This window comes from Vibrio kagoshimensis (assembly GCF_050337535.1).
In the GTDB taxonomy this organism is placed as follows: domain Bacteria; phylum Pseudomonadota; class Gammaproteobacteria; order Enterobacterales; family Vibrionaceae; genus Vibrio; species Vibrio gallaecicus.
In genome coordinates, this window is record NZ_JAKJSZ010000015.1 from 15,999 (window position 1) to 30,497 (window position 14,499).

Below are 14,499 nucleotides of genomic sequence, written 5' to 3' on the forward strand. Positions count from 1 at the left end.
AAACCTTAGTTGTTTCGCTTAAGCAATTTGATTGATTTCTTCATCAAGGAAGATACAGATCGTATCACGACCATTAGTTTTGGCATCGTAGAGAGCTAAATCCGCACATTTATAGTTGGTCTTAGCATTATCTGTAATATTGGTGACGCCGCCACTTATTGTTACTTTATATTCCAACTCTACATGAATAGCAATTCTTAAGCGGTTTAATACACAATATGCTTCATTAGTTGATGTGTGCGGGAGAATAATTCCGAATTCTTCCCCACCAATTCGGGCTACAAAATCGGTTTCCCTGCATTCACGCTGCAATACTTTCGCAACGGTTTGAATGACTTCATCTCCATGGTCGTGACCATGCATATCGTTTATTCGTTTGAAGTGATCGATATCTAGAATGGCTAGACAAGATTCAATTTTATCAGGGTAGCGGGTGGTACGAAGACATTCATCTCGTAGCTCATTATCAAACTTTCTTCTGTTCCAGCATCCGGCAAGTGCATCTTTCTCACTTAAGTCTCTTAAACGCTTTTCTAGTTCTTTATGGCGACTAATATCTACGAAAGAGGCGACGTAAAACTGAATCACCCCTAGTTTGTCTTTAATTGCTTGTATGCGGAGTATTTCAGTTATCAGTGAGCCATCTTTACGTTTATTTATGACTTCACCTTCCCACATGCCATTATCACGAATTACAGCCCACATATTAATGTAAAACTCTTGGTTATACTTACCAGATGCAAACATTGAAGGCTGTCTTCCCCTTACTTCATCTATCGTGTAACCACTGATGCGAGTGAATTCTTGATTAACTTTGATGATTCGGTTGTTACGGTCAGTAATAACGAGCGCGGACATACCATTCATAGCCGCTGTGGCTAATTGGCTTTCAATGCTGTTTTTCTTGTGTGTGTAATTCCACAAAACAAAGCCACTAGAAAGCAGAAATATAATTATACCAAGGGCAATGGATTGCTCGATTGTTGAACGAATTTCACTGTTGTAAAGTTTATTAAATTGTCGGTTTTCGACTTTAAGAACCATGTATAAAGGCTCAGTAATTTGCTGGATATCAGGAGCAACATCAGTGTAGATGTACCATGATTCACCTTCTAGATAGCTACCACTCGCGTGATTTTGAATTTCAGCCCATAGTTCTGGTTGAGTGATTGCGAAAGTTTTATCAGCGCGGTTTGGCAATAAGTGACCAAATGCACTCTCTAGGTCAGTATCCATAATGATATGACCAGATCGGTTGAGCAAAATAGGTAAGGTTTGAGTGACCTGCTTTTCATACTGAAGTTGTTGGTAAATGTCAGACATGCTGAGGTTTACAATAAAGTACCCAAGTATCTGATTGTTAGCTGTAGCAACAGGAGTCATGATGCGGAATGCGGGTATTAGCGGTTGAACAATCTTTCCATTTTCGATTTCAAGATCAATACCATAAGCAGACACTTGTCCAATGTTTAGACTTTGTGCTTTCTTAAAATAATCACGGGAAGATTTGTTTTGAAGCTTAGGGCTTGGGACAGTTTCAGATGTCCCTTCATTATAATTTACTCTAATGACTTCATTGCCATCTAAATCAAGGTAGCGAATTTGTGAGTAATACTTTTGACCTAAAGCCAGCATATTCCAGAGGTCTTCAACAGATTCTGTATTATCAGTTGTCGGGTGCTTTATTGCTTTTAGCAAAGTTTTAGATTGAGCTAGAGTCGGAATTGAAATAGCAATTTCGCGAATAATATCTTTTAATTTATGCGAACTGTATTCTATTTGATTGTAACTAGATTGCTGAATATTTCGATTGTATTGGGTCTCAATACGATCAAGTTCTGAATTTATATAGAGGGCAGGAACCAGACCAAGTGCGAAAGCAACAAAGATGAATTGTCCGGCTAATTTAATGATATTCGTATTCATTATTCCCCTCTAATGTGGGCGGCATAATACAGTTTCATATTGAAAAATAATGTGATCTTTACCCCAGTAGTAATTTTAGCCTTACTTAATAACTGGTTATTAATGGTTTTTATGGTCATGAAAATACGATAAATGGTAAATCCATGACCAATAAATATGCTTTATTAACTTAACCCAACAATTTGACCTTTTGAATTAATGTCTAATGACATAAAGGCTGGCTTGTCTGGTAAACCTGGCATTGTCATTACATTGCCACACAATGCATAAATAAAGCCCGCACCGGCACAGAGTTTGAGTTCTCGAATTGGTACATCAAATTGAGTTGGTGCACCTTTTACCCGTGCTTCAGTGGAGATCGATAAAGGTGTCTTTGCTAGGCATACCGCTAAATCGGAGTATCCAGATTTTGTGTATTGTTCCAATTGGCATTTGGCGGTTTCAGAAAGGGTAACACTGCTTGCCCCATATCCAACTTCGGCGACTGCCATGATTTTTTCTTCTAGCGTTTGTTCAAATTTGTAGAGCGGCGTAAATGTGTCATCATTATCACAGGCTTTAATAACGGACTTGGCTAACTCAATAGCTCCTTCACCACCTTGTCCAAAAGCGTTACTGATCTCAACTGAAACTTCTGGGTCATAGGTATTAACCATTGATTTAAGCAACGCTAATTCATTGTCTGAGTCTTGTGGGAATCGATTGATAGCGACGACAGGTGTGACCCCATATTTTTTGACATTTTTAAGGTGCCATTTAAGGTTTTCAAAGCCTGCGATCAATGCTTTATTGTCATCATTGAAAATGGAGTCTGGCAATGGGTTACCTGGTTGAAGATTATATAAACCAGAATTTGCTTTTAACCCTCGTAAGGTAGTAACAATAACAGCACAATCTGGTGATTTCCCCGATGTTTGTGCTTTGATATTGCAGGCTTTTTCAAATCCCATATCAGAGCCAAATCCGCCTTCTGTGACAACGTAATCTGAAAGTTGTAAAGCGATGTTGTCGGCAATAATGGAAGAGTTACCATGAGCAATATTGGCAAAAGGACCTGAGTGGATAAACGCAGGTACACCTTCAAGAGTTTGCATTAATGTCGGTTCAATTGCATCTTTAAGAGTGACCGTCATGGCTCCTGCTACTTGAAAATCATCTGCTGTCAGTGCTTTATTGTTAATATCATAAGCCAATACGATCTTACCAATACGTTTTCTCAAATCTTGTAGATCTGAGGCAAGAGCTAAAATAGCCATTAATTCTGATGCCGCAGATATATCAAACCCATCTTCACGCTCATAACCGTTAATAGACTTACCAGCTTCATTTTTACCGACAGTAATCATGCGTAAAGCACGGTCATTATGATCAAGGACTCTGCGCCATACCACTCGATCTGAATCGATGTTTAAAGCTTGTAAACCTGAACGTTGCTCAAAGGCTAGCGTACCTTCTCTTTGCTCATGGTAAATACGGGCATCTATTGCGGCTGAAGCAAGGTTGTGCGCTGCAGTAACAGCGTGAATATCACCTGTGAGGTGTAAATTAAGCTCTTCCATTGGAGCGACCTGTGAATAGCCACCTCCAGCCGCTCCTCCTTTAACACCAAAAACAGGTCCCATTGATGGTTGCCTGATACACGCTGAAACTGATTCATTTAATTTTGCAATGCCTTGAGCTAAACCAATTGTTGTCACTGTTTTACCTTCACCGAGGGGAGTCGGGGTAATCGCAGTAACAACGATGAGTTTACCTGGCGTTTTTGGGTTGTGATCTAGCTTGCCATTTATAGCTGAATCATTGGTCAAACGGTCTAAACAACTAAGGGATACTTTTGCTTTATGTTGACCAAGTGCTTGGAACTCTTGATCCAGTAATCCTGCTTTACGAGCAATTGAGTTGATTGGGGCTAGTACTGTCGAACGACAGATATCAATATCAGAAAGCATTTGCGCTCCTCTATCAAACAAGAAATAGTGTACGTAATCGTTTGCGTGAGGATGTTAAGGCATTAAATTCTGATGTAAAGGCAAACGAATGAATTTATGTGCTAGAAGATAACAGATCTGCAGTGATATTGCGCGAGATCAAGTCTAGAAACCACTAGTCGTAAAACTACAAAATTTTCATATAACGACTTAAGGCATTACCAATAAAAAAAGGCTACAAAAAGTAGCCTTTCTTTTATATTTAACTAAGCAATTAAGCCCATATTAAATTTTAATTAACGATCCCAGTACGTTTCTTCTAAGCTATCTTCTCGCTCAGGCAGTGCTCGAGAAAGGCGAGGTGAGTGCTGAGTTAACACTTCGTAGCTCACTCGGTTTGCGTACTTACAAATCTGAGAAAGTGACGAATAAGTTAAACATTCATACTCATGTTTCTCTGAATTTGGAACGTTAACATGGTGGTAACTGTTTGCAGCCATGTCATGAAGTAGGGCTGAAAGTGCGCCATCACCAGCACCATTTGTGTTTTTAATCTCAAGTGGACCACCAAGGTAAGGACCAATATGAGAATACACTTTAACGGGGTTGTTACAGTCCTGCTTACGCATAGCTCGGCTAAATTCGAATTTATTGAACTCAGGAATGTTACCTGGAAGTAAAGGCAAGGTCGTTTCGCGTTTTGCTAATTCGTCGGTGTAACCTGCCATATATAAGCCGATAGGACCAGCAGTACATAGAACTAGGTCAACCCAATCCAGTGCTTTGTTCGCGGCTAAAAGTGGGTCTTTTTCACCTGTTAATGCTTCACCTTCATCTTCATTCATGGCGACGATGGTGACATTTTCTTTTAGGTATTCTTGCCACCATTCTGCGTTACCTTCGATCACATACTTAGTTCCGAGTGTTAGTACTACAGGGACGTTATGTGCCTTAGCGTATTCAATCGCTTTTTGTACCGCTTTTGGCATTGGATCTTCAGGCTTACCGCGCATTAGGTATGATGAAACAACTAATGCTGATGCTTTTTCGAAAATTTTCTCAGGAATACTTTCCGGCAGAAGTTGATTCATATGCCCTTCATTGATTGCAAACGTACGTTCACCATCTTCTGAAATAAGCGTGTAACAACGTCCAATCGGACCATCAACAGTTTGAAGGTGGTTAAGGTTCATACGAGAAGATGTGCGGCAAAGGTAACGATAACCAAATGAGCCTACTTCAATCTTCTTAGACATAACACCAAGTAAAACAGATTTACTGTCAGCAAGTACTGAATAGTTATGAAGTGTGTTACCAATCGTATCACCAGGGTATTGGTGTGTGATTAAACCGCGCTCAACTAACTCTTCATAAAGTGCATCGGCTTTGCTTTCTTCCAACACAAGAGAGTGACCTTTACTCAGCTCGTATTTTTCTAGGAATGCGTTGTCAACACGGGCTTCAATATCAACAATAGTTTGACCTACGCCAACAATAGTCGCGCGATGCAATTTAGGTGTTTGTTGAATTTGGTTGACCAATGGGTCGCGTGCATGAGTAGGAAAGTAGTGCTTAGATTTACGCTGTCCAGGAAACTTCATATGAAAAATACAGTGAGAAAATTTTCCCGTATCATATCACATTATTGTATTTTTTCTTTCATTTTTATTACATAAAGAACCACCTGAACATCTATTGAACAGGTGGTTTATAACTGGTCTATTTTTCTAAATTGAGAGTGTTAGGGTCTGTATAAGCTTTTGTTCCCCATAATGGAACAGTCGAAAGGCTATGCTTAAAGCTACCAGATGTCTCTTTAGTAGAATATGATAGATACATTAGGGTTTGATTGGCTGGATCAAAAATACGTCTAATTTTCATGTTCTTAAAAAATATGCTTTTTGATTTTTTGAAAACAACTTCACCAGACTTACTAGTGTCGATATTACTCAGCATATCGAGAGTGATTTCGCCCGTTTGGCGACATGAAATTGAGCTGTCACTAGGATCAGCTAAACTGAAATCAGCTTCGATGCTTGCAACGTGGCATGTTACACCTGGTACTTCAGGGTCGATAAGAGTGTTGAGTTTGATATCTTTCATGGTAAACATACCAAGAGATACGTCACCCACCTCATTATCAGAGCAGCCTGCAAGTAGTGTTACAAGTCCAATGGCAACTAAGGCTTTTTTCATAAGAAATCCTTTTAATTTAATGAGTTCTAATTGTTTTAATCAGCGACTTAAGATTTATGTAGGAGTTTAGAACTTTTCTTACATTAACGAAAGGTCCATTGTTGTAGATAAAAAGGAAGAAATTATGAAGTATTTAAAGTGCTTGTTGCTGGTATCGATGGTCTGTATGCTTTTTGCCTGCAGTTCGGCACCTAAGTCGAATGTGTGCCTACCAAATAATTGTGATATTTGGGGGTAACAATTAAAGGTAATAAAAGAATGAATAATGAAATACCTGCAATCGCGATCAAAAAAAACAACTGGCTCTTGAGTCAGGTGGATGTTGCTTTTCCTACAAAAGAGTGCCTTCTAGGGCGAGATATTTATCAACAAAGTACTCAGACAAAGTCTTATCAACTTATTACACCTGATGGTATTGATACTGGTGAAAGTCAAGTCGATGAAATTTACAAAGTTGATTTCCACAAGTTGACGGTGATGTTTTCATTAAACCAAGCCACTGCTTGCAGGAATGAAAGTAACAAAGATAATCTTCTTGAATTTTTTAGCCAAATCATTCTTTGTGATGAACATACCTTATATATTGGTCTATCCAATGGTGAAGTGGTAGCCAGTGCTATTTTAACAGCAGATGAAAAATCATTACTCATCTCAGATGTGGTACATGGGCAACAAGGTCAAAGTGAACTCAGTTTTGTAGAGCAATTAATATCAGTTTGGAAAGACGCCCATGGTTTGAAGTCTCAATATTGGCTAGAGAGCTAAAAATTGGTTAGAGAGCTAAAAGCATTTCTTAGTCGATTTCAAGATACAGCAATAACAGCTTCACTTATTGAGTGGCGAATATTCAAAGACAATATTGGCTATTACTGTATTGGTGCGATTACTTTTACCTAACAAGCTTTTGCTGACCCTTTAGACTGGGACATTAAACGCAAATATATTGTGAATTCCTACGAGCCGTCTTATCAATGGACGGCTTATCTCCAAAAACATCGAAAATGCTTTAACCCCCATACTTTACTCAGTCGTTTATGAAGAGCTTGGCTGATGTTGTTGAAATACGCACTCAGATTCATCATTCAGCTAACCACATAAACCAACTCACGGTCTTCTCTACAGAACGAGTTTTATCTTTAGTGTTTTAAATTGCTCCAATATCCGCTTAATCACGTGATCTATTTCATATTTCGCAAAGCTAAATAAGTCAGCATCTGCAAATTGCTACATCAGTCATGCCTCTAAAGTTGAGGAGCCTATACTATGAAACTTAGGTCAAGGCTTATTGAGTAGAGCATGGTTCAACAAGAAGTTAAATGCGTCATTTTTGATTGTGATGGAACGCTAATAGATAGTGAGAGATTATGTTGTCAGGCATTAGTAAATGTCTTTTCAGAATTCGATGCTGACTTATCTATTGAGGAGTCTCTGACACATTTTCAAGGTGGAAAACTTGCCGATATTTTATCTGAGACGCAAAATCGACTTGGTTTGTCGATTTCACTCGATATTTTAGAGCCTTTATATCGTGAAGAAGTGGAAAGTTTATTTCTGCGTCATTTACAGCCGATGAATGGCGCGTTTGAGTTAATTCAATATTTAAAAAATGAAAATATTGAATTTTGTATCGCTTCAAACGCTCCCAAGTCTAGGATTGAATCATCTTTATTGATGACTGGTTTGTTCGATCATTTCAAAGGAAAAATCTTCTCTGCTTTTGACGCAAACAGTTGGAAGCCTGAGCCAGATCTAATCTTATACACGGCAATGAATATGGGTTTTTTGCCCAGTGACTGTATTTATGTGGATGATACAAAGAAAGGTATTGAAGCTGGTATTCGTGCAGGAATTAAAACGTTTTGTCTAAAAACATTTAATATTGCAGATAAAACTAAGGTCGAAACACATAATGCGTCGACCTTAAATATCTATAGTTTAAATGAACTTACGGCGTGGATTAATGACAAGCACTACTTAAGCAATGCATCACGCTCTGAGGTTGTGGGTTAATTGGAACAAGGTTAGTTGGATTAATTTGGCTAAATTGTTTGGTATGAAACCCACAGGAACCACAAGTGAATTTTTCTCCATTTTCTGATATGAAGTATTCATCATGTTGGCAAAGAGGGCATGATATATCATTTGGCGGTGTTTTTTTTGTAGTCATAATGTCACCTAGCAGCAATAAGATAGCGCGAATAAATGTCACCATATTAGATTAACGCTATGCTCGAATATTGGACAGTTATCTACAGAATAGATCTGAAATTTGAGACAAGCCTCAAGGTAATCTATTTAAAATAGATTAACAATATGCAATAAGGTATGATGGTATAGAGTACCATAACCTTTAGGCTTAATTGTGAAATTTTTTTATTTGCTCGTATCCGCAGCAATCTTGTCTGGCTGTAATGAAAAAATAGATAGTTCAAATCTTGTTTCTGACGAACCGGTAAGAAGCGTAAAATATACTGAAGCTGTCTATCAATCCCACACTCAATTCCGAGAACTTACGGGTATTATTAGAAGTGCCCAAACTTCACCAATCAGTTTTCAAGTCAGTGGTACAGTTAATCATGTACTTGTTTCCAAAGGGCACAAAGTAAAGCAAGGTCAAGTGCTTGCTCAACTTGAAACCAGTAACCTCCTATTAGCACTTCGTAAGGCGCAAGCATCGGTAGGAGCAGCAAAAGCTTCACGCCTTCAAGCTCAAGATAAATTCGAACGATCTGAAAAATTAAATAATAAAGGCTTCGTTTCCGATTCTGAACTTAATGCTATCCACGCCGAATTTGATGCTAAACACCAACAGGAGCAATTAGCTCTCACCGACCTTTCAAATGCAGAATTAAACCTTGAGCGTGCCAAATTATACGCCCCATTTTCTGGTCAAATTAGCCAAGTGTTTATTGACGATTACACTGAGGTCAATTCAGGTCAAAAAATCTTAGAGTTAGTGAATGATTTCGTATACGAAGTAGATTTTCTTTTACCTGAAGCTTTGATCCAAGAGGTGACATTCGGCGAGAAAATTCAAATTATAGTTCCAGCGCTAAACGACACCGTATTTATTGGGCAAGTGTCAGAAATAGGTGCGGTTGTGAAACGAGGTAATGCTTATGCAGTAACACTTGTACTCAGTGAACCTTCCTCAGCACTGCGAAATGGCATGTCAGCAAACATCCAACTTAATATAGGAAGTACGAGCCAAAATGTTGTCCTATTACCATTAGAAGCGTTTAACTTCGATGATAAAGGAGCAAACACTGAAGAAAATGCTGCGATATATATTGTTGATCCGACAACATCGCGTCTTGAGAAGCGCCATGTATCAATAAAGAAAAATATCAATTCAGAAGTAGTTGTCTTAAATAACCTCGTTGAAGGTGAGCAAGTTGTGACTGCCGGTATCCCATTCTTATATGAAGGGCAAGAAGTCACATTATGGGAAGGGCTATAGGGATTCTCATATGTATAAAATTACCGAACTTGCTTTAAAGTACCACCGTTTTACTCAAGTATTTCTAATCATGCTTTTTGTTTTAGGCATCAGCACATTCAAGAATGCGCCGAGTAAAGAAGACCCTGAAATTTTGATTCGTAATGCTATTGTGGTTGCTCAATTTCCAGGGATGTCGCCGGATAGAATCGAAAACTTTATTACCAAGCCGCTTGAAAGAGAGATTAAACAGATCTCTGAAGTGACAGAAATTAAATCTTGGTCGCGTACTGGAGTTTCTCAAATCACGGTAACGGTGGATGATAAATACTTCGATCTACAGCCTATTTGGGACACGTTACGAAACCGAATGGACAGCATTAAAAGCGAATTACCAGATGGAACAATTGGTCCTATCGTTAATGATGAATTTGGGCGAGTGTATTCAGCGACGATTGCACTTACAGGTGATGGATTTGATGACCGCGAACTGAGAAAAACAGCAGAAGATCTTCAAGATCAATTGAGTAGTATCCAAACTGTCTCACAGGTCGAACTGTACGGGGTTAATGAAGAAAGAATTTGGGTTAAAACGAGAAGTGGTGCAATTGAAAATGAAAAATTTCAATTTCGTCAGATAGTTACAGCGCTACAGTCTCGTAATGTTGTTCTTCCTGGTGGGAGTATTGAAAGTGATACTCTTCAAATTGAAATTGAACCTACAGGAAACTTTAATACTGTTGATGAAATTCTAAATTTAGACCTCCAAGAAAGAGAATCTGGTAACACTGTTTACTTACGTGATTTAGCGGACGTAAAAAGAGGGTATGAAGATCCATTCAACACGCCAGTTTACTTTAATGGAAAAAGAGCGGTCATTATTGCGGCTTCAATGGCATCTGGCAGCCAAAGTGATGAATTTGGAATTAAAGTCCGCGAGTTTTTAGAAGAAAGCCAGCTTGCACTCCCTGTTGGTATGAAGCTCGACCTCGCGACATTTCAGCCTGACAAAGTGAACGCATCTGTAAGCTCTGCAACAACTAACCTAATGCAAACGGTCGCGGTTGTACTGGCTGTGGTTATGGTCTTTCTTGGTGTTCGTATGGGGCTTATCGTTGGAAGCATTGTGCCCTTAACGATTTTGATGACCGTTGTAGGAATGTCCCTTTGGGGGGTTGAGCTTCAGAGGATGTCTATTGCCGCTATTATTATATCGTTAGGTTTGCTGGTGGATAATGGCATCGTGGTGGCTGAATTCATTAAGAGTAAAATATCTGAAGGGGTGGAACGAACTGAAGCGGCAATTTTAGCCTCAAAATCAATGGCAGTTCCTTTATTAACGTCCTCATTAACGACCATCTTAGCGTTTATGCCATTATTGTTGGCACAAGACGTTACAGGCGAATACTTACGCTCACTGTCTCAAGTGATCACCGTTGCCTTGTTATCTTCTTGGTTCTTATGCTTGTTTGCCACACCTGTCATGTGCGTGTGGTTCATTAAACCAAGTAATGAAACTGTAACGACTAATCCTGAGTCATTATTTCATTCATTATATCGCCGCTTTATCAGCGGAATTTTAAGAATGAGATTCATTACTTTAACAGTCGTTTTGATGATCTTCGCTGTATCAATCTATGGGTTTAAGTTTGTTACCGTGCAATTTATGCCAGGTTCTGAACGTAATCAGTACCTTGTTTTTGTTGATCTCCCCGCTGGGACAACAGCTAAAGAGTCAGATAGGGTATCTACACGTCTAGATAATTGGTTGCTCGATGCCAAAGAAAACCCTGATGTAGTTAGTACTGTTCGGTATGTGGGCGATGGTGGACCAAGGTTTTTCCTTGCTTTATCACCCATTGATAGAGTGCCAAACCGAGTGTTTATGGTCGTGAATACAAAAGACTATGAATCTGCACTGACCATGGTCAATAAAACAAATCGCTTTATTACCCAGCAGCTACCAGAAGCCAGTGGACAAGCAAAACGCATGTGGCTTGGCGGAACGGAGCTTGGGTTAGTTGAGTACCAAGTAGTTGGTAAAGATATCAAAGTTATTCAAAATATCGCAAAAGATATAGAAATTGCTTTAAGGCAAGTGCCTGGTGCGGTTGGTATACGTAATGATTGGGAAAACAATGTTCCTAAACTTGTACTCAATATTGATCAAGCTCAGGCTCTTAGAGCTGGAGTTAGCAGCCGAGATATAGCGACAAGCTTAGACAGCTATTTAAGAGGGCATGAGGTCACAAGTTATCGTGACGATGAGGATGTGATTCCTGTTGTGGTAAAAGCATCTGAAGATGAAAAGTCGATAGATAAACTATTCACGACTCAAATTATATCGTCAACTAATGGTGCTGCTTTACCATTGATACAGTTTGCAACGATTGAACCGACAAGTGAAGCATCTATCATTCGACGCTTTAACCTTGAGCGAACAGTAACAATAAGTCTCAAGCATGAATCACTGCAAGCCAGTGAGCTGAATAAGCTCATACAACCGACTCTTGAGCAAATCGATTTGCCGCCGGGCTATCATATTGCGTTAGGAGGAGAGCTTAAAGGTGCGAGCAAAGCTAATGGTGCTCTGTTTGGTTACCTGCCTCAATGTTTCGCTGCTATGATTTTATTGCTGCTACTGCAATTCAATTCAATACGCCGACCGGCGATTATTTTACTGACGATTCCTTTGTCTTTAATTGGTGCGGTATCAGGACTGCTGATTATGGATGCGTATTTTACGTTTCCGGCGATGTTAGGGATATTCAGTCTTGCAGGTATTATTATTAATAATGGGATTGTTCTAATCGACTGTATTGAACAAAATCGTAATTCAGGTAGGAATATCAACCATTCTATCATTGAAGCCTGTGTAACTCGCTTCAGACCGATTGTCATGACAACATTGACGACTATTCTTGGTCTTGTACCACTTGCGATATCTGGTGGTGAATTCTGGTACTCAATGTCTATTGTGATGATTTTTGGTATGGCGGTAGGGACTTTACTTACTTTAGGTGTGGTACCTGTTTTGTATAGCTTATTTTTTAGAGAACATGATCAAGTTCAGACCGAACCAAACGATGCGAAAGCTGGTAAGGAACTTGTGTCAATGTAGGTTAGGTAGGTCACTGTATGGTTGCTCGAATCTAGGTTTGTCGTTATTTATAGTTGGTCGAAGCGTTGCAATGATGAACTAAAGCTATGATGAACTAAAGCTATGATGTACAAAAAAGGACTCTATTTTGAGTCCTTTTTCATTATCTACGTAAGTAAACTGCTGATTTTTTTAGCTAGTACGGTATCGAGCAAGTGTATTAGACAAGTTTACAGAAGCATCGGTTAGCTTTGAAACGCCGCTTGATGAGCTTTGAGCAACTTCTCGTATCACATCAGATTGGCTTCGAATGTCATTAAGTTCCGCCGCAATAGTATTTGCTACACTACTTTGTTCATCGGCAGATGTCGCGATTTGTATGCTCATATCCATTAAAGCTTGTGCAGAATCTGCAATCGCATTGACGTCACCACCAATATTGGAAATTAAGTCGCTACTCGTATGAGCCTGACTAACGGTTTGCTGAGTGATAGTTGCAATGGTTTGGCTTTCGCTTTGCAGTTTCTCAATCATCGCTTGTATTTCAACTGTCGCAGATTGAGTTCGACTCGCAAGGGTTCTAACCTCATCAGCTACTACTGCGAAACCTCGACCTTGCTCACCAGCACGTGCTGCTTCAATCGCAGCGTTTAAGGCAAGCAGGTTAGTTTGTTCTGAAATAGCATTAATCGTGGTGATCACTTCATTAATTTGGTTGGTATTTTCGTTCAAACTTGTCACTGAAGACGAAGTTTGTTCAATTAATGTTGAAAGAGTCGAAATCTCAGAAATAGCTTGCTGAACTTTTGCATGGCTATTATGTACATGCTGTGCATCATGTTCATTTTGCTGAGTAGCACGAGCCGAAATGTTCGATACTTCTTGAGCTGAAGCTGTCATTTGATCCATTGCAGTAGCTACCGAATCAAGTGAAGCGTGCTGACTAGAAATCTGGCTTTCGCTACGTTTCATTTCAGTTTCAAATGATGAAGATGTTTCGCTTAATGTCGATGCACTTTCATTTACGTTATTCACTAGTTCACTTAATGTGTCCATTGAGCGATCCAGTGCACAACCAATCGTACCAAACTCATCTCGCCCTGGGTGGAAGCCCAAACGAGAAGTTAAATCTCCATCGCCAATTTTCTGTGTGGTTGAGTAAAGCACCCAAAGCGCACCACCAAGGAAGGTTGCCACCCAATACACAAAGAGTGCAAAAGGAATGCACCACAAGTAGCTTAAAAGGAAAGAATAAAGTGCTTGCTGCTTCTGTTGTTCTGTATTGCTGCTTGGGAGTGAAAGAGAATAGTATTTTCCATCTTTTCCTTGTGCAGTCGCCGTAACTAAACCGTTTCGATTGATGATGGTGTCACTTGGTGATGAAGCTGATTGAAGCTTACCGTATTGCTCTGAAGGGTTATCCAGAACCGTGAGTATCCCATCAAGTTTCATTTCAACTTGCTGTTTTGCACTATCATTGATTTTATCGACACTTGAAAAATATCGAGCACCAGAAACAGAGCTCAGTGCCATAAGGAAGATAAAGAAAATTACCCACATTTTATCGTTGATAGACATCTTAATAAATAATTTATCTATCGTTCGAAATTCAACTTCTTTCATAAAGACTCCACGGTATATCCATTACGTTGAACTTTAATAAACACGACCTAATAAAAACGTGATACAAATCTGCTATTTTTGAAACATAGTGTTACATGAATCATATTTATGAGATCTTAAGCATTTTCATTAATATGCAACTTGGTATTATTTTGGGTTGGCTGACTATACTTGTAACAATTTATTAGTATAGAAGTTGCAGAATGTATGTGTACTTCTAAAATAAAAAGGCTTCTATAGTAAGAAGCCTTTAATAATAATTAAGGGGCTGTTTTAGCGACGGAATC

10 protein-coding genes are annotated in these 14,499 nt (G+C 39.1%); 4 read left to right on the forward strand and 6 right to left on the reverse strand.

The genetic code is table 11. The features are described 5' to 3' along the window. Positions 1 to 18: 18 nt before the first annotated feature. The 4 genes from L4C37_RS14975 to L4C37_RS14990 form a co-directional block, all read right to left on the reverse strand. Positions 19 to 1,926, reverse strand: coding sequence for a sensor domain-containing diguanylate cyclase (locus L4C37_RS14975; RefSeq protein ID WP_273294007.1), 1,908 nt, complete (start codon positions 1,924 to 1,926; stop codon positions 19 to 21). A gap of 164 nt (positions 1,927 to 2,090) precedes the next feature. Beyond that, positions 2,091 to 3,875, reverse strand: coding sequence for a formate--tetrahydrofolate ligase (locus L4C37_RS14980; protein ID WP_273294006.1), 1,785 nt, complete (start codon positions 3,873 to 3,875; stop codon positions 2,091 to 2,093). 275 nt (positions 3,876 to 4,150) lie between these two features. Then, the gene (locus tag L4C37_RS14985) at positions 4,151 to 5,455 is read right to left on the reverse strand and encodes an inosine/guanosine kinase (RefSeq protein WP_137374161.1); all 1,305 of its coding nucleotides are present in this window, start codon (positions 5,453 to 5,455) and stop codon (positions 4,151 to 4,153) included. Between the two features lie 118 nt (positions 5,456 to 5,573). Continuing rightward, positions 5,574 to 6,050, reverse strand: coding sequence for a CreA family protein (locus L4C37_RS14990; RefSeq protein WP_137374162.1), 477 nt, complete (start codon positions 6,048 to 6,050; stop codon positions 5,574 to 5,576). A 258-nt stretch (positions 6,051 to 6,308) separates the two neighbouring features. Here L4C37_RS14990 and L4C37_RS14995 point away from each other — a divergent pair, with 258 nt between their 5' ends. Next, positions 6,309 to 6,815, forward strand: coding sequence for a hypothetical protein (locus L4C37_RS14995; RefSeq protein WP_429769056.1), 507 nt, complete (start codon positions 6,309 to 6,311; stop codon positions 6,813 to 6,815). A gap of 531 nt (positions 6,816 to 7,346) precedes the next feature. Beyond that, entirely contained in the window at positions 7,347 to 8,060 is a 714-nt protein-coding gene (locus tag L4C37_RS15000; protein ID WP_137374164.1) for an HAD-IA family hydrolase, read from the forward strand. Here L4C37_RS15000 and L4C37_RS15005 read toward each other — a convergent pair. Continuing rightward, a complete protein-coding gene (locus L4C37_RS15005; RefSeq protein WP_429769057.1) occupies positions 8,008 to 8,217 on the reverse strand; it encodes a hypothetical protein in 210 nt (69 codons plus the stop codon). The genes L4C37_RS15000 and L4C37_RS15005 overlap by 53 nt on opposite strands. A 195-nt stretch (positions 8,218 to 8,412) precedes the next feature. On the opposite strand from L4C37_RS15005, the gene L4C37_RS15010 reads away from it, so the two are divergent. Both L4C37_RS15010 and L4C37_RS15015 read left to right on the forward strand, forming a co-directional pair. After that, the gene (locus tag L4C37_RS15010; protein ID WP_429769058.1) at positions 8,413 to 9,510 is read left to right on the forward strand and encodes an efflux RND transporter periplasmic adaptor subunit; all 1,098 of its coding nucleotides are present in this window, start codon (positions 8,413 to 8,415) and stop codon (positions 9,508 to 9,510) included. A 10-nt stretch (positions 9,511 to 9,520) separates the two neighbouring features. Continuing rightward, positions 9,521 to 12,610 (forward strand): efflux RND transporter permease subunit, encoded by a 3,090-nt coding sequence (locus L4C37_RS15015; protein ID WP_429769059.1) that lies wholly within the window; start codon positions 9,521 to 9,523, stop codon positions 12,608 to 12,610. 171 nt (positions 12,611 to 12,781) lie between these two features. Here L4C37_RS15015 and L4C37_RS15020 read toward each other — a convergent pair whose 3' ends face one another. Then, the gene (locus tag L4C37_RS15020) at positions 12,782 to 14,212 is read right to left on the reverse strand and encodes a methyl-accepting chemotaxis protein (RefSeq protein WP_137374168.1); all 1,431 of its coding nucleotides are present in this window, start codon (positions 14,210 to 14,212) and stop codon (positions 12,782 to 12,784) included. Positions 14,213 to 14,499 lie beyond the last annotated feature (287 nt).